The sequence below is a fragment of the Streptomyces sp. JLYT201 genome (assembly GCF_059448825.1).
Map to the genome: position 1 here is coordinate 79,276 of NZ_CM182551.1, position 19,072 is coordinate 98,347.

Consider the following 19,072-nt stretch of genomic DNA (forward strand, 5'->3'; position numbering starts at 1 on the left):
CTCCCCCTCCCCCGGCTCCTGGTCGTCGGTGTCTGCCGGCGCCGGGAGCAGGCGGGCCCGTTGGCCGCCCATGGCGTCCGCTGTCTACCGGCAGGGCTGCGGGCGCTGCTGCGGAGCGGTCCAGCGGGCGCGTCCCGCCACGACGGTGGCGAGGTGGGGCAAAAGCGCGGTGCTGAGGGTCCAGGTCGCGGAGTTCCACAGGTAGGAGGGGCTGTCGGGGACGGCGTAGTACTGCACGGAGTCGGTCACCTGGCGCAGGGGGCGGGCCAGGGTGGTGGGGCCGGTCCAGGGGAAGCCGGTGCCGGGGGTGCGGGAGACGTCCACGATGAGGGTGCCCGGTTTGAGGGCGGCTGCCTGTGCGGGGCTCAGGAGCGTGAGCGGTCTACCGGCGTGCGGGGGCAGGCAGTTGACGATGAGGTCGTGGCGGGCGAGCAGCTCGGCCAGGGGGAGGTGGCCGGTGGTGGTGACCGCGTGGAGGGTGCCGGTGTCGTCGGCTTCCAGCTGGGCGGTGTGCGGGGTGCCGGGTGCGGGGAAGCGGGTGCTGAGGCGGGTGATGGCGGTGATGTTCTGGGCGCGCAGGGCGTCGACGGCTCCCTGGGCGGCTGCCGCGTCGCCGATGACGGCCGCGTGCAGCGGCGGGCCCCAGTGGCCGGTGCGGCCGGTGCAGGCCAGGGCGTGGGTCACCGAGCAGTAGCCCGCCATGGCGTCCGGGTGCGGGCAGGCGGGGGCGTGCCCGGGCCCCGGGGATAGGGGGTGGGGCGGTGCGAGCAGGGCGCGCCGGCCGCCGGAGGGCTGCAAGGCGGCCTCGGCGGGGTGGGCCAGGTGCGGGTGGGCCCACAGGATCTGGCCCTTCTTCAGGCCGGTGAGGTCCTGGGGGGCCGGTGTGTGGACGAGGATGACATCGCATTCGCTGTAGATCTCCTCGCGGGTGCAGATGCCGCCGCAGAGCTGGGCGAGGTGGTCGTCGGCGGTGCCGAAGGCGGTGCCGTAGCCCGTCTCGAGGTAGAGCCGGCTGCTGACGGCGCTCTCCAGCCGGGCCAGGTGCTGCGGGTGGAGGGGCAGGCGCTGGTCGCCGGACGCGCGGGGTGCCGTGATGAGGCCAATCGTGAGCTGGGTCATGCCGATGTCCTCGTCCTCCGATTCGAAGTGGCCAGGTCGCCGCCGGGCCCGGGGCCGGCGGTGTGCCGGGTGCGTCGCTCGTGGGCCGGGCGGCGCCTTCTGCTGCCGGGCGCCCGGTGGCGGCCGCGCCCGGGTGAGCGGGTGTCAGGGCCGGTACGGGTGCGGCGGCAAAGGCCGCGCCGGGCCCGTCCCAGGGCCTTCACCGCATGGAAAACGCTATGTTGCGTTCATTTTTAGGTCAACGAATGAGGCGCCGTAGGGCAGTTCAACATGCAGGTCAGCGGCCTGAAATTCTTGCAAAGGGACTGATGATTAATGCAATGAGTGGCTGATTCATGCTTTGCAACGAGCTGAATTCAAACCACACTGGCCACCGCATACGGAGCGCACGAGGTGAGCCAGCCATGCCAGGAAACAGACTGACGCAGCAGGACCGCCGGAACATCGCGGCGGGCCTGGCCGACGGGCTTTCGTACACCGCGATCGCCAAACGCCTGCAGCGGCCGACGTCGACCGTCACCCGGGAGGTGATGCGCAACGGCGGTCCCCGCGAGTACCGGGCCGACCGCGCCCACCACGCGGCGGGGCGCCGGGCCCGGCGCGGCAGACCCCCCGCCGCGGGCGCGGCGCAGCCCTCGGTGCCCGACGCCCAGGCCCACGGCTACGGCCGTGACGTCCAGGCGGTGCGCGACTTCGAGCAGCAGCTCGTGCGGCTGCTGGTCGGCATCGGCCTGCAGGGGATGGTCTCGCGGGTGCTGGCCTGCCTGTGCGTCACCGACTCCGGCAGCGTCACCGCCGCCGACCTCGCGCGGCGCCTGCACGTCAGCCCGGCCTCGGTCTCCAAGGCCATCAGCCAGCTCGAGCAGCAGGAGATCGTGCGCCGCGAGCGCGACTCGGGCCGCCGCCACGACCGGTACATGATCGACGGCAATGTGATGCACCGCGCCATCCTGGGCAACCTGCGGCGCAACGCCGCCCTGGCGCAGACCGCGTACGAGGGCGCGGGCATCCTGGGCGCCGACACGCCCGCGGGGGCGCGGCTGCGGGAGATGGGCCTGCTGCTGGACCACGTCAGTCGCAGCATCATCCGCTCGATGCAGCAGTGGCGGGAGCTGACCACCCCCGCCGCCCCCGTCCCCTCCCCTGCCGCCGCGGCGGAGCAGGAGTGACACCGCGCCGCGGCGGGCTGGTTCACAGCTGGCGCAGCGCGCCGCCGTCCACCGCCCATTCGGCGCCGGTGACCTGCCCGGCCAGGGGCGAGAGCAGATAGGCGATGACGCGGGCGACGTCGTCGGGGGTGCCGATGCGGCCGGTGGGCAGGCGGCGCACCTCGCGCACGAAGTGGTCGACGGCTTCCTCGCGGGGGCGCTGGAAGCGGGCGGCGAGCTGGTCGGCGAAGCCGCCGGGGGCGTCGAACAGAGCGGTGCGGGTGGGGCCGGGCGAGACGACGTTGGAGCGCACCCCGCGGGGGCCGAACTCCGCGGCCAGGGTCTTGGAGACCGACAGCAGGGCGGTCTTGGCGGCGGCGTAGTCGACGACGGGGGCGTCGGGGAAGCGGGCGGCCTCGCTGGCGACGTGGACGATGCTGCCCGCCCCGCGCTCCAGCAGGGCGGGCAGGGCGGCCCGGCTCATGCGCACCGCGGAGTGGAAGTTCAGCGCGAAGCTGTGCAGCCACTGTTCGTCGCTCACGTCCAGGAAGCCGGTGCGCGAGGTGAGGCCGCCGACGTTGTTCACCAGGCCGTCCAGGTGCCGGTGGCGCTCCAGGACGGCCTCCAGGAGGCGGGCGGGGGCGTCGGGGTCGGTGACGTCGGCGGCCAGGCAGTCGACGGCCGGGCCCGGGGCGGTGATGGTGTGGGGGGTGCGGGCGACGGTGACGACCTGCGCGCCCTCGGCGGCCAGCAGCCGGGCGGTGGCCTCGCCGATCCCGGCGGAGGCGCCGGTGACCAGGAAGACCTTGTCCTTCAGGTGCAGTTCCACGACAGAGGTGTCCGGTTCCTTGACATGAGGAAGGGGGTTTCCCCGCGCCCGCCCCCCGGCGGATCAGGGGGGCGGGCGCGGTGCGGAAACCTCAGGCTAGGGCCGGGCGGGGCGGGCGCGGGGCCCGCAGGGGGTGACTGCGCTCGATCGGGTGTGGGTGGATCACCTGTCGGTCGCTCAGGTGTCCGCCCGCCGGGGCAGTGCCCGGTCCACCAGCGGGGCGGCGGCGCCGGTGTAGTGGGCGGGGTCCAGCAGCGGGGCGATCAGGGCGCGGTGGGCGGCCAGTTCGGGCCGGGCGGCCAGGACCTCGGCCAGCGGGCTCCCGGTGCGGGCGGCCTCGTCGGAGGCCTGCGAGAGCAGCGCCTTGGCGCGGGCGCGGCCCAGCGGCGCGCTCAGGGCGGCGGCCAGGCGTTCGGCCAGCATGCGGCCCTGGGTCAGGCCGGTGTTGTGGCGCATCCGCTCGGGGTCGGTGCGCAGGCCCTCGGCGAGGGCCGCCGCGGTGTGGGCGGCGCCGCCGACCAGGCGCAGCGCCTCGCGCAGCGGCTGCCATTCGGCGTGCCAGGCCCCGGCCGAGCGCTCGTCCTCCGAGAGCAGGCAGTGGAAGAGGGTGGCGGCCAGGGCGGGCACCTGCAGGGCGGTGCTGCGGATCAGGGTGGACAGCACGGGGTTGCGTTTGTGCGGCATCGCCGAGGAGCTGCCGCGGCCGGGCCGGGTGGGTTCGGTGACCTCGCCGATCTCGGTGCGGGTGAGGGTCTGGACGTCGATGGCGAACTTGCCGAGCGCGCCCGCGGTGAAGGCCAGGACGGCGGCGGTGTCCGCGATGGGGGTGCGCAGGCTGTGCCAGGGCAGGTCGGGGGTGGCCAGACCGGTCTCGGTGGCGAAGGCCAGGGTGAGGTCCTCGGTGTAGGAGGCGGGGTCGGCGGCGGTGGCGTGTTCGAGGTAGCCGGCCAGGGTGCCCGCGGCGCCGCCCAGGGAGACGGGCAGGCCGCCGTCGAGGAGGCGGTCCAGGCGGGTGAGGGCGTCCTGGACGAGCTGGCGCCAGCTGGCGGCCTTCAGGCCGAAGGTGGTGGGCAGGGCGTGCAGGGCCAGGGTGCGGGCGGTGGCCAGGGTGTCGCGGTGGGTGCGGGCCAGGCGGGCCAGGGCCTGGGCGGTGCGGTGCAGGTCGGCGCGGATCAGGCGCAGCGCGTGCGCGGTGACCAGCATGGTGGCGGTGTCGAGGATGTCCTGGCTGGTGGAGCCGCGGTGGACGTGTTCGGCGGCCGCGGGGTCCAGGGCGGCGACCTCGCGGGTGAACTCCTTGACCAGCGGCACGACCGGGTTGGCGGTCTCGCGTGAGGCGAGGGCCAGCAGGCGCGGTTCGATGCGGGTGGCGGCGGCGGCCCGGGTGATGACGGCGGCCGCCGGGGCGGGGATGGTGCCCAGGCTCGCCTGGGCGCGGGCCAGGGCGGCCTCGGCCGCCAGCATCGCGTGCAGCCAGGCCTGGTCGGTGACGGCCTCCTCGGCCGGGACGCCCGCGCGGACGGGGGCCAGCAGGCCGGTGTCCTGCGCGGGTGCACCCGCACCGGTGCCGGTGTCGGGTGCGGGGTGGCCGCTGCCGGGCGGGGGCGGGGCGGGGGCGGTTGGTGCTGGGGCGGGCCCGCTGGGTTCGGGCATGGGAGCACCTCGCTGGGCGGGTCGGGCACAGGGCGGCGGTACGGGCAGGGGGCCGGGCCCCCGCCCCCGGCGGCGGAGGGCGGGGGCCCGGCCGGGCCCCCGCCGCCCGGCGGGCCGGGGCGGCGGGGGGGCCGGGGCGGCGGGGGGCGGGGTGGGGTCAGGGGGTGATGGCCTGGGGGAAGCGGAAGAAGCCGTGCGGGTCGTAGCGGCGCTTGACCTGGGTCAGGCGCGGCAGGTTGGTGCCGTAGTAGGCCTGGGCGAAGTCGGCGAGCTTGGGGTCGGGGTAGTTGACGTAGGCGCGGCCGTTGGAGTGCGGGTCGACGGCGGCGAAACAGCCGTCGACCCAGTCCTGCGCGGCCTTCTCCTGTGCCGCGGTGGGCTGCGGCGTGCTCAGGTCGATGCCGCACACGCAGGTGAACTCCGCGTCGCGGTGGACGTAGGCGGTGGCGTCGGAGGCGACGTTGTTGGCGTTGCCGCCCAGGGCCATCAGGCTGATGACACGGGTCTGCCCGGCGCTGCGGGCCGCTTCGAAGGCGCTCAGCAGATCGCCCAGGCCGCCGGCGGGCAGCGGGCGGCTGAACATGCGGCCGCGGTTCTTGGTGTAGGTGGTGCGCGGCAGGCTCGCGCCGGGGGTGCCGCTGGTGTGGCACTGGGGGGTGGTGAGGGTGGCGCAGCCGAAGCGCTGCATCATCGCCTTGTCGTAGGGCAGTTCCTCGCTGACGCGGGAGGCGGGTGCGCTGCCGACCAGGGAGACCAGCTGGTCCAGGGAGGCCTTCAGGGGGCCGGCGGTGCCCAGGTAGGCGCCGGTGACCATGGCGGTGGGCACGGCGCCGGGGCGGGCGTCGGGCAGCAGCAGGACGGCGTCGGGGGCCACTTCGGGGGCGGCGTTGCGCGCCCACTGCTGGTAGCCCACCAGCATGTCCTGGGCCTTGGCCCAGTCCCAGGTGAGGGTGAAGGTGGTGGCCACGGGCACCTGGGTGGGGGCCAGTTCGAGGTCGGTGATGACGCCGAAGTTGCCGCCGCCTCCCCCGCGCAGCGCCCACAGCAGGTCGGGGTTCTGCTTGGCGGACGTGGTGACGACGCGGCCGTCGGCCAGGACGACCTGGGCGCCGACCAGGCGGTCGCTGGCGGGCCCGTACTTGCGGTGCTGCCAGCCGTGGCCGCCGCCGCTCACGAAGCCGCCGGGGCACACCGTGGGGCAGAAGCCGCCGGGCACGGCCAGGCCGTGGGCGGCCAGCTGGGCGACGACGTCGACCATCTGGGTGGCGGGCCCGACGTGGACGGTGGAGCCGCTGGTGCGCACCGAGTTGAGGCGGGTGAGGTTGATGACCAGGCCCTGGGTGGTGGACCAGCCGGTGAAGCTGTGGCCGCCGCTGCGGATGGCGGTGTGGATGTCGTTGTCCTGGGCGAAGCGGATGCACGTGGCCACGTCGGTGGCGCTCTCGCAGTAGGCGACGGCCTGCGGGCGCAGGTGGTCGAACTGGGCGGAGGCCAGCTGCCGGGCGCGGTCGTAGCGGCTGTCGCCGGGCAGGACGAGGTCGCCCTGGAGGGCCGCGCACAGCTGTCCCCAGTTGGTGCGGGGCCCGCGCGGCGGCCGGGGCCGTGCCTGGGCCAGGGGTGAGCCGACCAGGAGTGTGCTGGAGGAGGCGAGGGCGATACCCGCGCCGGCGCCCAGGAGGGCCCTTCTGGTGGGCATGGTGTTCCCTTTCGTGACGGTGTGCGGGGTGCGGAGGTGACGGGCCCGTACGGGCGTTGCGTACGGGGTGCGGATCGTGGCGTGGTGCGTGGTGGCGGGCGGTCAGGGGGTGTGGGGGGCGAGGTAGCGCATCTGGTCGGCCGGGTAGCGGTCGCCGCGGGCCGCGTCGGGAGGGATGGCCTCCTCGATGCGGGTGAGCTCCTCGGGGCTGAGGGGGGCGTCCAGGGCACCGAGGGCCTCGGCCAGGCGCTCGCGGGTGCGGGCGCCGATCAGGGGCACGATGTCGGGGCCCTTGGCCAGGGCCCAGGCGATGGCGGTCTGGGCGACGGTAGTGCCGCGCTCCTTGGCCAGGGCGCGCACGGTCTCGACGAGGTCGAGGTTGTACTCGGCGTTGGCGCCGGTGTAGCGGGGGGTGTGGCCGCGTACGTCGTCGGGGGTGAAGGCGCGGCCCCGGGGCCAGTTGTCGCTGATCAGGCCGCGGGCCAGGACGCCGTAGGCGGTGGTGGCGATGCCCAGTTCGCGGCAGACCGGCAGGATGTGGGCCTCGATGCCGCGGCCCAGCAGGGAGTACTCGATCTGCAGGTCGGAGATGGGGGCGACGGCCGCGGCCCGGCGGATGCTGTCGCAGCCGGCTTCGGACAGGCCGATGTGGCGCACGTATCCGGCCTTGACGGCTTCGCTGATGGCGCCGACGGTCTCCTCGATGGGGACCTGGGGGTCGCAGCGGGCGATGCGGTAGACGTCGATGTGATCGGTGCCCAGGCGCTGCAGGGAGTAGGCCAGGGAGGTGTGGACGGCCTCCGGGCGGCCGTCGTAGCCCAGGAAGGTGCCGTCGGGGCGGCGCAGGGCGCCGAACTTCACGCTCAGCTGGACGTCGTCGCGGCGGTGGTGGCGCAGGGCGTCGCGGATGAGCAGTTCGTTGTGGCCCATGCCGTAGAAGTCGCCGGTGTCCAGGAGGGTGATGCCCGCTTCGAGGGCGGCGTGGACGGTGGCCAGGGACTCGTCGCGGTCGGCGGGGCCGTACAGGGCGGACATGCCCATGCAGCCCAGGCCCAGGGCGGACACCTGGGGGCCGGTGGTGCCAAGAGCGCGGTGGAGCACGGGGGTTCTCCTTGGCGGGTCGGTTGCGGCACAGCGTGGTGTGCTCGCGGGTGGGGGGCAACACGCAGGGGGTTACTGTGGCAAGTCGCTCAACTCGGCAGTGGGGGCCGGGTAGTGAGGGGGTGTCAGTAGTGGACGGTGTGCAGGGGCGGGCCGAAGGGGGCGCGGTCCAGCCAGCGGCCGGCGCGGGCGACGCGGGGGGCGAGCAGGGCGGCGGCGTGCTGGGTGGTGCGCCGCAGGGGCCGGGCGGCCTGGAGGTGGGCCAGGGCGCTCGCGGCGGCGCGGACGTTGGCCTGGGCCGCGGCGCGCCGGGCGCGGGCGCAGCCGGCCAGGGCCTGGGGGGTGGCTTCGGCGATGGCCCGGGCGGCGGCGACGGCGTCGGCGATGCCGGAGTTCATGCCGCGTGCGCCGAAGGGGGGCAGCAGGTGGGCCGCCTCGCCGGCCAGGAGCACGCGGTGGTGGGGGTCGGTGAAGCGGGCGGCGACTTTCTGGTGGAAGCGGTAGGCGGAGGACCAGGAGAGGTCGCCGGGGCGGGCGCCGGGGAGCAGGTCGGGCAGCCAGCGGGCGGCGGTGGCGGCCCAGGTAGCGGCTTCCTGGCCGTCGCGGCACTGGACGTCGACGCGCCAGCCGCCGGCGAAGGGCACGAGCAGCACGTTGCGCCCGCCGGCGGCGGGGTGGCGGTAGTGGAAGACGCGGGCGGGGGTGAGGCCACCGGCCTCGCCGGTCAGGTCGGCCACGGCGAAGCCGGTGGGAGCTGTGGTGCCCGTCAGGGGGATGCCCAGGCGGGTGCGCAGGGTGGAGCGGGCGCCGTCGGCGGCGATGACGTAGCGGGTGCGGTGGCAGTAGCCGCCCGCGGTGATGAGTTCCGCGGCGCGGGGGGTGGTGCGGATGTCGGTGACGGGCTGGCCCCAGCAGATCTCGGCGCCCGCCCGGTGGCAGGCGGCGCGCAGCAGGTCCTCCACCACCGTCTGGGGCAGGCTGGTGAAGGGGATGCGGTCGGCGGGGCCGTGGTAGGTGCGCGTGTGGACGGGCCGGCCGCGCCACAGGGTGCGCCGGGTGCGCCAGATCAGGCCCTCCCGGGCGATGGTGCGGCCCAGGCCGGGGTCGATCTCATCGAGCAGGTCCAGGGTGGCGCGGTGGACGAAGATGGCGCGGCTGCCGGGGCGCGGGCGGTGTTCGAGGTGGGCTTCCAGGACGGTGACGGGCAGGCGGTGGTGGCGGGCGGCCAGGGCCGCGGCCAGGCCCACCGGGCCGGCGCCGACGACGGTGACCTCGCTCATGGCAGCGCCGCCGCGGGCTCGAGGTGCACGGCGGGGCGCAGCCGGGCCGGGGCGATGGCGGGGTGGAACAACTCCTCCACGTAGAAGGGCTGTTCGTCGTCGACGTGTACGACGTAGCCGCGCCAGGCGGCGGTGGTGGCCAGCGGGCGCCACGGGGAGCAGCCCACGCGCAGCAGGCGGCGGCACTGGGGCAGGCGGTGCTCGGCCAGGGCCCGCCCCAGCGGGACGGTGGTGCTGGTGAGGATGGTGCACAGGTCGGCGCGGCGGGGCACGGGGCCCATGACGAGGTTGCGGGAGACGGCCGCGTGGGCGTGGTGGCGCAGTTCGGTGCGGCGCACCAGCCAGGGCTCGTCGGCGCGCAGGCCCAGCAGGGGCAGCAGGTGGGCGGCTTCCATGCCGGTGCGCCGCACCCGCTGGGCCACCAGGCGCAGGGCCAGCGGCGCGCCCAGGTGGTGTTCGAGCAGCGCGGTGGTGGAGCCGCGGTGGGTGAGCAGGCGCCGGGTGAAGGGGTCGGCGAACTGCTGGGCGCGCAGCAGGGCGGGCTGTTCGGCGGGGTGGCAGGGGGTGCGGCGGGTCATCTGCGGCCCTTTTCAGCGCGGGTGCCGCCCGGCGCGGCCGGGGCCGGCAGCGCCGGCGGCACGGTGGGAGTGCGCGGTGGGGGGTGTCACGCCTTGGGGGTGTAGTTGCCGGGCACCATGCGGGTGGAGATGGCGATGCGGTTGTAGGCGTTGATCACCGCGGCGGCCCAGATGAGCTGGGCGACTTCGGCCTCGCTGAACTCCTTGAGGGCCGCCTGGTAGACGTGGTCGGGCACGTGGTCGGTGTGGATGACGGTCACGGCTTCGGTCAGGGCAAGCGCGGCGTGTTCGCGGGCGGTGAAGAAGGGCGTCTCCTCCCAGGCGCTGAGGGCGTACAGGCGCTGTTCGCGCTCGCCGGCGGCGCGGGCGTCCAGGGTGTGCATGTCGATGCAGAAGGCGCAGCCGTTGATCTGCGAGGCGCGGATCTTGACGAGTTCGAGCAGGGAGTGCTCGAGTCCCGCTTCCTGGGCGGCTTTCTCCGCGGTGGCGTGCAGGCGTCCCATGGCGGAGTAGACCTGGGGGGCCAGCTCGGACAGCTTCAGGCGGGGGAAGGACTCGGCAGTGGTCATGCCCTGCACGGTAGGAAGGGTTCCGGTGGCGGGGGAAGCGCGACTTCCCACTGTCGCAGCCATTGGCCGGGGGCGGCCTGGGGCCGGGGGGGCGGCCTCGCCGCCGCCGGGCCGCGGCCGGGAGGGTGCGGCCGCGCCGCAGCCGGGCTCCTCGTCGGTGGCTGCCGGGCCGCCGCCGGGGGTTCGGCCTCGCTGCAGTTGGGCCGGTGGCCGGGGGTGACCCGTGGCCGGGGGGTGCGGCCTCGCCGCAGCTGGACCCGTGGCCGGGGGTGGTGACGGTTCGTCATGCGGAGGCGGCCAGGGGTGGTCCGGGGCCGGGGTGTGGCCTCGCCGCCGGGCCGCGGCCGGGGGGGTGCGGCCGCGCCGCAGTCTCCTCGCCGGTGGCCGCCGGGGGGTGGCCTCGCCGCAGTTGGTCCGGTGGCCGGGGGTGACCCGTGGCCGGGGGTGGTGACGGTTCGTCATGCGGAGGCAGCCGGGTGTGGTCCGGAGCCGGGGGGCCGTGCTGCCGCTGGAGGGGGTGGCCGTGCTGCCGCCGGGCTGGTGTGCGGGCGCTACCGGGGGGCCTCGCCGCCGGGGCGCAGCCGCGCTGCGCCGGACTCCCTCGCTCGCGGCTCTCGGCCGCCGGGCCTCTGCCGGGGTGCGGCCTCGCCGCAGTTGGGGCCGGTGGCCGGGCCGTCGCCGGGGGCCTCGTCGCCGTCGGGCCCCGCCCGCGTCACACCGGCCGCCGCCGGGGGGCCGACGCCCCCGTCATCGCCGGGCTTCGGCGGCCGTGCGGCCGTTCCGCCGGTCCGCTGCTGACGGGCCGTCACGGCGGGGCCGCGGGAGGGGGCGCCGCCGGGCCGCGGGAGGGTACAGCCCCCGCCCGCGCCGGGCCCCTCGCCTCGCCGCCGCCGGGCCGCCGCCCTCGCCGCGCCGGAACGCAGCCGCCCGCCCGTTGACGGCCCGTCAGGCAGCAGACGCCGCCCCGCCGCCCCGCCCCGCTCCGGGGCCGCCCCCCCTTCGCCCGCCAGCCCCAAGAAGCTTTTCCGAAAGAAGCCAGACCCGTGGAATCCACCCACCCTTCGCCGGTCCCGTGGTGCTGAATCAGCGTATTTGTAGGGGTTATTGGGGATTCACAGATGCCCGATTCACTGCGCATCGCGGCTGACTCTTGACATCAAGAAAGCTTTTCTGAAAGCTATTTATGGGTGCTCCCCCCGCCCGGTACCTCCCTGCCCGCGATGCCCGCCCAGGCCTGAGCGCGCCACCGGCTCAGGCCTGCCCCGTTTCCACCCCACCCTGACGAATTGGGCTGACACACCATGACCGAACTGCTCCCGCACGCCCCTCTGGTCCCCCTGGACACCGATGCCGACGCCCATCTGCGCCGGACGCTGCGCTGGCACTTCGGTGCCGCGACCGGCTCGCCGTTCTGGCTGCGCATCGCCCCCACGCTGGGCTTCGACCCGGTGCGTGACATCCAGGCCCTGTCCGACCTGCACCGCTTCCCCGACGTCAGCGACCAGCTGCGCACCGTGGCCGTGGAGGACCTGATCCCGGCCGGGCACACCGGGGCGCCCTTCGAGGTCTTCGAGTCCGGCGGCACCCTGGGCGCGCCCAAGCGCGTCGTCGACAGCGTCTCGCGCGGCCTGAACGTCGACTGGGTCAGCACCGTCCTGGACGCCCACGGCTTCCCCGCCACCGGCAACTGGCTGCACGTGGGCCCCACCGGGCCGCACGTGGTCGGGCGCACCATCCGCCATCTGGCGCAGCGCCGCGGCGGGGTGGCCTTCACCGTCGACTTCGACCCGCGCTGGGTCAAGCGCCTGCTGGGCTCGGGCCGCACCGACCTGGCGGGCGAGTACCGCGCGTACCTGCTGGACCAGGTCGAACTGATCGTGCAGTCCCAGGACATCAAGGTCTTGTTCATCACCCCGCCGGTCCTGGAGGCGCTGGTGGGCCGCCGCGATCTGTACGAACGCCTGGCCGCGGGCCTGGAGGGCATCGTGTGGGCGGGCACGAGCATCAGCGCGGAGTCGCTGCGCCAGATCGAGGAGACGTTCTTCCCGCGGGCACGGATCGCCGCGATCTACGGCAACACCCTGATGGGCATCGCCCCGCAGCGCCCGCGCCTGGACAGCGACGAGCACCCGGCCGTCTTCCGCCCCTTCTTCCCCCAGTCCGTGGTCGAGCTCGTCGACGGCCACGGCGCGCCGGTGGCCTACGGCGAGCGCGGCCAGGTGCGCGTGCACCTGCTCAGCCGCGACATGTTCCTGCCCAACGTGCTGGAGCGCGACACCGCGATCCGGGTGCGCCCCGCGCCCGGCGACAGCGTCGACGGGCTCGCCGACATCGCCCCGCTGCCCTCCCAGGGCGGCGCCCGCGTCATCGAGGGGGTCTACTGATGCACGCCCCCGCCCCCGCCCCCGTCGAGGAGCGCGCCCCTGTCGTGCGGCTCAACCCGGTCATCGCCGGACGGGAGGTCGACAGCCGCGACCGGGCCGAACTGACGGGCGTGGACGGCCAGGTGGTCGCCGAGATCGGGCTCGCCCCCCGGCTGCTGGCCCAGGCCGCCGTGCACGAGGTCCGCGCCCGCGCCACCTCCGGCGCGCCCGGGGCCGAGGTGTTCGCCGCCGCCGGGGAGCTGTTCGCCACCGCCACCCTGGACGGCGAGAGCCCCCGGGAGTACCAGCGGCGGGTGGCGCTGGCCACCGGCTCCCCGCGCGGCACCGTCGAGCGGGCCACGGCCGGTATCCGCTCGGCCCTGGCCCGCATCGAGGAGCTCAACGCCGCCGAGCTGCCCGCCCCCTTCGCCGAGGGCGCCTTCGCCCGCCACTGGGTGCCGCGCGGCCGGGTCCTGGCCGTGATCGTGCCCAACAACCACCCCGAGCCCAACGTCACCTGGGTGCGCGCCCTCTCCCTGGGCTACAGCGTGCTGCTGCGCCCCGGCAGCAAGGACCCCTTCACCCCCCGCCGGCTGACCGCGGCGCTGCTGAAGGCCGGGCTGCCCGCGCACCGGCTCGCCTTCCTGCCCGGCGGCCACGACCTGGGCGACCACCTGCTGGACCAGGCCGACCTGGGCATCGTCTACGGCGGCCCGGACGCGGCCGCCCGCTACGGCAACCGGCGCGACATCCTGGTGCGCGGCCCCGGCCGCAGCAAGGCCCTGGTGGACGCCGACAGCGCCGCCGCCCTGCCCGCGAGCCTCACTTCGTGGATCGCCGACGACGGCGGCGTGCGCTGCAACAACATCTCCGCCGTCCTGACCAGCGGCGACGTCAGCGCCCTCGCCGATGCCCTGGCCGAGCGCCTGGCCGCGCCGGCGCCGCTGCCCGTGACCGCGGCACACGCCCTGCTGCCCGCCACCACCCGGGCCAACGCCGAGGCCCTCGGCCCCTACCTGGCCGGGCTCGCCGCCCAGGGCACCGACCACTCCAGCGCCCGCTACCCGCAGGGGCCGCTGACCGCCCTGGACGACACCAGCGTCGTGATGCGCCCGCTGGTGATCTCCGTGGACGACCCGCACCACCCCCTGGTCGGCACCGAACTGCCCTTCCCCTTCGTCGTCGTCGCCCCCTGGCAGGAAGCCCACGGCACCGCCCCCCTGCGCAACTCCCTGGTGGTCAGCCTGACCGGACGGCACACGCGGCTGGCCGAGCAGCTCCTGCACGAGCCGAGCGTCCGCAAGGTCACCACCGGGGACGTCCTGCCCTGGCTCTCGCGCCCCGAACTGCCCCACGACGGCAGCCTCGCCGGGTTCCTCCTGGAACCCAAAGCCCTCATCCGCCCCGCCTGACCCCTGCCCCGCCCGCCCCGCCTGCCCCGCCTGACGTCTTGTCCGCTGGTCCGCACCCGCCGGTGCGCCCGCCCCGCCCGGGGGCGCACCGGCCCCGCCCCAGCACCCCGCCCCGCCCGTCCGCCCCGCCCGCCGTTTCGCGGCGCACCCCGGTGCCCGCCCCGCCCTGGAAAGAGACCCGCCATGCCCCTGACCGCACCCGCTCCCCCGGCCCGCACCGCCACCCTGACCGCGCCGCCCTGGCGCGGCCTGCCCGCCGCCCAGCAGCCGCCGTGGCCCGACCCGGCCGCCGTCGCCGACATCGCCGGGGAGCTGGCCCGCCTTCCCGCACTGACCGCCGCCGCCGACGTGCGCCAGGTCGGCGCGGCGCTGGCCGACGTCAGCGCGCACCAGGCCTTCCTGCTGCAGGCCGGTGACTGCGCCGAGCCCACCGGCGCCATGGGGGTGGCCGCCCTGCAGGGCAAGCACCGCGTCCTGGGCGAGATGGGCGAGATCATCAGCAACCGCCTGGACGTGCCCACCATGACGGTGGGCCGCATCGCCGGGCAGTACGCCAAGCCGCGCTCCAAGCCCGAGGAGATCGTCGGCGGCCGCGCCCTGCCGGTCTTCCGCGGCCTGAACGTCAACGCCCCCGACGCCGACGCAGCCGCCCGCATCCCCGACCCGCGGCGCCTGCTGGCCGGCTACCACAGCGCCCGCGCCCTGCTCAGCGAGCTGCACATCATCGCCCACCGCGCCGCATCCGACCTCACCCCGCTGTCGGCCGCCAGCATCAGCACCCGCCGCCCGCGCTCCTGGGACGGCACCCTGCGCGCCGTCCTGGACGACTACGGCCGCACCCACCGCACCGAGGAGGGCTGGCGCCGCACCGGCCTGTGGACCAGCCACGAGGCCCTGCTGCTCGACTACGAGGAGCCCTTCGTGCGCCGGGATGCGCGCACCGGCGAGGACTACCTGCTCTCCACCCACCTGCCCTGGGTGGGCGACCGCACCCGCCAGGTCGAGGGCGCCCACATCGCGCTGCTGGCCCACATCGCCAACCCCGTCGCCGTCAAGATCGGCCCCGGCATCAGCCGCGGCGACCTGGTCGCCCTGTGCCACCGGCTCGACCCGCACCGCCGCCCCGGCCGTCTGACCCTCATCGTCCGCCTGGGCGCGGCCGACGTGCGCCGGCTGCTGCCGGAGATGATCCGCGCCGTCGCCGAGGCCGGCCACCAGGTGGTGTGGGCGTGCGACCCCATGCACGGCAACACCTTCACCGCCGCCACCGGCCACAAGACCCGGCACATGGACGACATCGTCGCCGAGACGAGCGCGTTCATCGAGATCCTGCACCGCGCCGGCCAGTGGCCCGGCGGCCTGCACCTGGAGGTCGCGGGCGACCGCGTCACCGAGTGCCTGGGCGCCGGCGGCCCGCGCAGCGAGCAGGGCCTGGCCCGCGCCTACCGCACCCTGTGCGACCCGCGCCTGAACGACGACCAGGCCCGCCTGCTGGCCCAGACCGCCGCCGACCTGATCGCCCGCGGCTGACCCGCCCCCGCCCCCTGCCAGCCCGCGCCCGACGGAGCCGTGATGAAGACCCTCCTGATCGACAACTACGACTCGTACACCTACAACCTCTTCCAGCTCATCGCCGAGGTCAACGGCGAGGAACCCGACGTGGTCACCAACGACGCCCCCGGCGCCGCCGACCTCGACCTCAGCGCCTACGACAACGTCGTGATCTCCCCCGGACCCGGCCACCCCGGCCGCGCCGAGGACTTCGGCGCCAGCGCCCGCATCATCGAACGCGCGGCCATCCCCGTGCTCGGCGTGTGCCTGGGCCACCAGGGCATCGCCGCCGCCGCGGGCGCGGTCATCGCCCGCGCCCCCCAGGCCCGCCACGGCTACCTCAGCCGCATCACCCACACCGCGCAGGAGGTCTTCGCCGACCTGCCGCAGGACTTCACGGCCGTGCGCTACCACTCCCTGGCCATCGCCGAGCCCCTGCCCGCGGCCCTGGAGGCCACCGCCTGGGCCGAGGACGGCGTGATCATGGCCGTGCGGCACCGCGAACGGCCGCTGTGGGGCGTGCAGTTCCACCCGGAGTCGGTCTCCACCCAGTACGGCCACCAGATGCTCGCCAACTTCCGCGAGCTGACCCTGGCCCACCAGGCCCGCCACCCCGAGACCGCCCCCCGCCCCGCCGCGCCGCGCCCCGCGGCCGCCCCCGCCCCCGCTCCCCAGGGCGGCGCCCCCGCCCCGGCGCCCTACCAGCTGCACCTGCGCATCCTGGAAAAGGAGATCGACACCGAGACCGCCTTCACCCACCTGTACGGCGCCGCCGAGGCCCCGGTGTTCTGGCTCGACAGCGCCCTGGCCGAAGCCGGGCGGGCCCGGTTCTCCTTCTTCGGCGACGCCGCCGGGCCGCTGGCGGAGACCGTGCGCTACCGCACCGGCCAGGGCCACGTCGAGGTCACCCGCACCGGCGGGGCCACCGAGCAGGTGCCCGGCACCGTCTTCGACTACCTGCAAAGCGAACTGCGCCGCCGTCAGACCAGCGCCCCCCACCTGCCCTTCGACTTCACCGGCGGCTACGTCGGCTACTTCGGCTACGAGCTCAAGGGCGACCTGGGCGCCACCAACAAGCACCGCGCCCCCACCCCCGACGCCGTCTGGCTCTTCGCCGACCGCTTCATCGCCGTCGACCACCACGACGGCACCACCTATCTGGCCGCCCTCAGCCGCACCGGGCAGCAGGGCGGGCCCGGCGGCGCCGAGGACGCCGTGCGCTGGCTGGAGTCGACCGCCGCCGCCCTGCTGGCCCTGCCCCCGCGCACGGCCACCACCGCCGAGCCCAGCACCGCCCCCGTCGAGCCCTGGCTCGTCCACGACGCCGACGCCTACGCCGCCCGCATCGCCGACATCCACCAGCAGCTGCGCGCCGGCGAGAGCTACGAGGTCTGCCTCACCAACGCCGCCTGGGCCCCCGCCGGCGCCGGCGGCCTGGACTTCTACCGCACCCTGCGCCACGTCAACCCCGCCCCCTACGCCTCCTATCTGCGCCTGGGCGAGGACGTCGAGATCGCCGGCTCCTCCCCCGAGCGCTTCTTGACCATCGACCGCGCCGGCACCATCGAGACCAAACCCATCAAGGGCACCGTCCCGCGCAGCGACGACCCCCGCGAGGACCGGCGGCTGCGCGACTCCCTGACCGACAGCGCCAAGACCCGCGCCGAGAACCTCATGATCGTCGACCTGCTCCGCAACGACCTCGGCCGGGTCAGCAAGGTCGGCAGCGTGCACGTGCCCCGCCTGATGGCCACCGAGAGCTACCGCACCGTCCACCAGCTCGTCTCCACCATCCGCGGCACCCTGCGCGAGGACAGCGACGCCATCGACGCGGTACGCGCCTGCTTCCCCGGCGGCTCCATGACCGGCGCCCCCAAGCGCCGCACCATGGAGATCATCGAGTCCCTGGAGACCGAGGCCCGCGGCGTGTACTCCGGCTCCATCGGCTGGCTGTCCACCAACGGCACCGCCGACCTGAACATCGTCATCCGCACCGCCGTGCGCATCGGCGACCAGTGGCGCATCGGCGCCGGCGGCGCCATCGTCCTGGACTCCGACGCCGACGACGAGTACCAGGAAATGCTCCTGAAGGCCGCCGCCCCGCTGCGCGCCCTGCACCCCGCCACCGCCACCCAGGCCGCGGAGGTGCCCGCCACGGTCTGAGCCCGCCACGCCCCCGCGGGGGGCCACGGCCCCGCGCCGCGCGCCCTGGCCCCCACCCCCCCTTTGCGCAGAACAGGACCCCTCCCGCCATGAACATGGCCGCAGACCTCGCCCGCCGGGCCGCCCGCAACCGATGGCTCGACCGGCCCGCCTACCACGAGAACGACCTCACCCTCACCCACGGCCGCCTCCACCAGCTCGCCGCCCAAGCCGCCACCGTCCTGGCCGACGCCGGCGCCCGCCCCGGCACCCGCGTCCTGCTCGCCCTGCCCGACGGCATCGCCTGGGTCACCGCGTTCCTGGCCACCGCCCGCCTGGGCGCCGTCGCCGTCCTGGCCAACCCCCACCTGGCCGCCGGCGACCACGCCCACATCGTGCGCGACGCCCGCCCCCGCCTGGCCCTGGCCCCCACCGCCCTGGCCCCCCGCTTCCCCGCCCTGGCCCACCTCACCGGCACCGAGCTCCTGGACCGCGCCGCCGCCCAGCCGCCCGCCCCGCCCGCCGAGAGCGACCCCGCCCACACCCTCTACATCCAGTACACCTCCGGCACCACCGGCGCCCCCAAAGGCGTCATCCACCGCCACCGCGACCCCGCCCACTACTACACCGGCGCCGGCGCCCAGCTCCTGGACATCGGCGAGAGCGACGTCAACCTGTCGGTGTCCAAACTGTTCTTCGCCTACGGCCTGGGCAACTCCCTGGCCTTCCCCCTGTACTCCGGCGGCTCCGCCGTCCTGCTGCCCGACCCGCCCCGCCCCGCGGCCATCGCCGGCCTGGCCGCCCGCCACCGCGTCACCCACCTGCACGCGGTCCCCTCCGCCTACGCCGCCCTGACCGCCCACAGCGACCCGGCCGCCTTCCGCGCCCTGCGCGCCGCCGTCTCCGCCGGCGAACGCCTCAGCCCCGCCCTGGCCGCCCGCGTCACCGCCCACCTGAACGCCCCCGTCCTGGACCAGCTCGGCTCCACCGAAGCCGGCCACGCCTTCGCCTCCAACAGCCTCACCCGCCACACCCCCGGCACCGTCGGCACCCCCGCCCCCGGCTTCGAACTCCAGCTGCGCGACCGCGACCTGAAACCCGTGGCCGACGGCACCGAGGGCGAACTGTGGGTCCGCGGCCCCACCGTCATGCCCCGCTACCTGAACCGGCCCGAGGAAACCGCCCGCACCCTCATCGACGGCTGGCTGGCCACCCGCGACCGCGCCGTGCGCAACCCCGACGGCACCTACACCCACCGCGGCCGCGCCGACGACCTGGAAATGGTCGGCGGCATCACCATCTCCCCCACCGAAGTCGAAGAAGTCCTGGCCGCCCACCCCGCCGTCCGCGACGTCGCCGTCGCCTCCCTGCCCAACACCGAAGGCGCCACCAAACTGCGCGCCTTCGTCGTCCCCCGCCACCTGGAGCACACCAGCGGCCTGGAAGCCGAACTGACCGCCCTGGCCCGCGCCCGCCTGGCCCCCTTCAAAGTGCCGCGCAGCGTGCAGTTCGTCGACTCCCTGCCCCGCACCGCCACCGGCAAGCTCCAGCGCTTCCTGATCCGCACCGCCCCCGCCCGCTGACCACCCCGCCCAGCCCCCGCACCCCGCCCCGCGCCCTGTGCCGGCCGC

General features: G+C 75.6%; 14 protein-coding genes. 6 read left to right on the plus strand and 8 right to left on the minus strand.

Annotated features, from left to right (window positions below; all coding sequences use genetic code 11):
• Positions 1 to 84: 84 nt before the first annotated feature.
• On the minus strand, positions 85 to 1,119 hold the full coding sequence (locus tag AC5WAM_RS00390; RefSeq protein WP_495521074.1) for a Rossmann-fold NAD(P)-binding domain-containing protein: 1,035 nt from the start codon (positions 1,117 to 1,119) through the stop codon (positions 85 to 87).
• 404 nt (positions 1,120 to 1,523) lie between these two features.
• On the opposite strand from AC5WAM_RS00390, the gene AC5WAM_RS00395 reads away from it, so the two are divergent.
• Entirely contained in the window at positions 1,524 to 2,288 is a 765-nt protein-coding gene (locus AC5WAM_RS00395) for a GbsR/MarR family transcriptional regulator (protein ID WP_366795554.1), read from the plus strand.
• A gap of 22 nt (positions 2,289 to 2,310) precedes the next feature.
• Here the strand turns inward: AC5WAM_RS00395 and AC5WAM_RS00400 are convergent, their stop codons facing one another.
• The 7 genes from AC5WAM_RS00400 to AC5WAM_RS00430 form a co-directional block, all read right to left on the minus strand.
• Positions 2,311 to 3,096, minus strand: coding sequence for an SDR family NAD(P)-dependent oxidoreductase (locus AC5WAM_RS00400; RefSeq protein ID WP_495521075.1), 786 nt, complete (start codon positions 3,094 to 3,096; stop codon positions 2,311 to 2,313).
• Between the two features lie 177 nt (positions 3,097 to 3,273).
• Positions 3,274 to 4,749: a nitrosuccinate lyase gene (locus AC5WAM_RS00405; RefSeq protein WP_495521076.1), complete on the minus strand. Its 1,476-nt coding sequence runs from the start codon at positions 4,747 to 4,749 to the stop codon at positions 3,274 to 3,276.
• Between the two features lie 157 nt (positions 4,750 to 4,906).
• The gene (locus tag AC5WAM_RS00410) at positions 4,907 to 6,445 is read right to left on the minus strand and encodes an FAD-binding oxidoreductase (RefSeq protein WP_366795889.1); all 1,539 of its coding nucleotides are present in this window, start codon (positions 6,443 to 6,445) and stop codon (positions 4,907 to 4,909) included.
• Between the two features lie 102 nt (positions 6,446 to 6,547).
• Positions 6,548 to 7,546 carry an aldo/keto reductase gene (locus AC5WAM_RS00415; RefSeq protein WP_495521077.1) on the minus strand — a complete coding sequence of 333 codons (999 nt, stop codon included), beginning with the start codon at positions 7,544 to 7,546 and terminating at the stop codon, positions 6,548 to 6,550.
• Between the two features lie 125 nt (positions 7,547 to 7,671).
• Positions 7,672 to 8,826 (minus strand): FAD-dependent monooxygenase, encoded by a 1,155-nt coding sequence (locus AC5WAM_RS00420; protein ID WP_495521078.1) that lies wholly within the window; start codon positions 8,824 to 8,826, stop codon positions 7,672 to 7,674.
• The gene (locus AC5WAM_RS00425) at positions 8,823 to 9,404 is read right to left on the minus strand and encodes a chorismate--pyruvate lyase family protein (RefSeq protein ID WP_366795892.1); all 582 of its coding nucleotides are present in this window, start codon (positions 9,402 to 9,404) and stop codon (positions 8,823 to 8,825) included. The genes AC5WAM_RS00420 and AC5WAM_RS00425 overlap by 4 nt, the downstream gene beginning before the upstream one ends.
• An 86-nt stretch (positions 9,405 to 9,490) precedes the next feature.
• Positions 9,491 to 9,973, minus strand: coding sequence for a carboxymuconolactone decarboxylase family protein (locus AC5WAM_RS00430; RefSeq protein WP_495521079.1), 483 nt, complete (start codon positions 9,971 to 9,973; stop codon positions 9,491 to 9,493).
• 1,301 nt (positions 9,974 to 11,274) lie between these two features.
• Here AC5WAM_RS00430 and AC5WAM_RS00435 point away from each other — a divergent pair.
• The 5 genes from AC5WAM_RS00435 to AC5WAM_RS00455 all read left to right on the plus strand — a co-directional run bounded on the left by AC5WAM_RS00435 (position 11,275) and on the right by AC5WAM_RS00455 (position 19,024).
• Positions 11,275 to 12,357 (plus strand): phenylacetate--CoA ligase family protein, encoded by a 1,083-nt coding sequence (locus AC5WAM_RS00435; protein WP_495521080.1) that lies wholly within the window; start codon positions 11,275 to 11,277, stop codon positions 12,355 to 12,357.
• Positions 12,357 to 13,748 (plus strand): aldehyde dehydrogenase family protein, encoded by a 1,392-nt coding sequence (locus AC5WAM_RS00440; RefSeq protein ID WP_495521081.1) that lies wholly within the window; start codon positions 12,357 to 12,359, stop codon positions 13,746 to 13,748. The genes AC5WAM_RS00435 and AC5WAM_RS00440 overlap by 1 nt, the downstream gene beginning before the upstream one ends.
• Before the next feature lie 183 nt (positions 13,749 to 13,931).
• Positions 13,932 to 15,278, plus strand: coding sequence for a 3-deoxy-7-phosphoheptulonate synthase (locus AC5WAM_RS00445; protein WP_495521082.1), 1,347 nt, complete (start codon positions 13,932 to 13,934; stop codon positions 15,276 to 15,278).
• 42 nt (positions 15,279 to 15,320) lie between these two features.
• Positions 15,321 to 17,462, plus strand: a complete 2,142-nt coding sequence (gene pabB / locus AC5WAM_RS00450) for an aminodeoxychorismate synthase component I (protein WP_495521083.1) — start codon at positions 15,321 to 15,323, stop codon at positions 17,460 to 17,462.
• 89 nt (positions 17,463 to 17,551) lie between these two features.
• The gene (locus AC5WAM_RS00455) at positions 17,552 to 19,024 is read left to right on the plus strand and encodes an AMP-binding protein (protein WP_495521084.1); all 1,473 of its coding nucleotides are present in this window, start codon (positions 17,552 to 17,554) and stop codon (positions 19,022 to 19,024) included.
• Positions 19,025 to 19,072 lie beyond the last annotated feature (48 nt).

Bases quoted from the DNA above. Each gene is read 5' to 3' on its own strand.
- AC5WAM_RS00440 (WP_495521081.1), top strand. From the start codon at position 12,357: ATGCACGCCCCCGCCCCCGCCCCCGTCGAGGAGCGCGCCCCTGTCGTG.
- AC5WAM_RS00425 (WP_366795892.1), bottom strand. From the start codon at position 9,404: ATGACCCGCCGCACCCCCTGCCACCCCGCCGAACAGCCCGCCCTGCTG.
- AC5WAM_RS00445 (WP_495521082.1), top strand. From the start codon at position 13,932: ATGCCCCTGACCGCACCCGCTCCCCCGGCCCGCACCGCCACCCTGACC.
- AC5WAM_RS00435 (WP_495521080.1), top strand. From the start codon at position 11,275: ATGACCGAACTGCTCCCGCACGCCCCTCTGGTCCCCCTGGACACCGAT.
- AC5WAM_RS00390 (WP_495521074.1), bottom strand. From the start codon at position 1,119: ATGACCCAGCTCACGATTGGCCTCATCACGGCACCCCGCGCGTCCGGC.
- AC5WAM_RS00405 (WP_495521076.1), bottom strand. From the start codon at position 4,749: ATGCCCGAACCCAGCGGGCCCGCCCCAGCACCAACCGCCCCCGCCCCG.
- AC5WAM_RS00420 (WP_495521078.1), bottom strand. From the start codon at position 8,826: ATGAGCGAGGTCACCGTCGTCGGCGCCGGCCCGGTGGGCCTGGCCGCG.
- AC5WAM_RS00410 (WP_366795889.1), bottom strand. From the start codon at position 6,445: ATGCCCACCAGAAGGGCCCTCCTGGGCGCCGGCGCGGGTATCGCCCTC.
- AC5WAM_RS00455 (WP_495521084.1), top strand. From the start codon at position 17,552: ATGAACATGGCCGCAGACCTCGCCCGCCGGGCCGCCCGCAACCGATGG.
- pabB (WP_495521083.1), top strand. From the start codon at position 15,321: ATGAAGACCCTCCTGATCGACAACTACGACTCGTACACCTACAACCTC.
- AC5WAM_RS00395 (WP_366795554.1), top strand. From the start codon at position 1,524: ATGCCAGGAAACAGACTGACGCAGCAGGACCGCCGGAACATCGCGGCG.
- AC5WAM_RS00430 (WP_495521079.1), bottom strand. From the start codon at position 9,973: ATGACCACTGCCGAGTCCTTCCCCCGCCTGAAGCTGTCCGAGCTGGCC.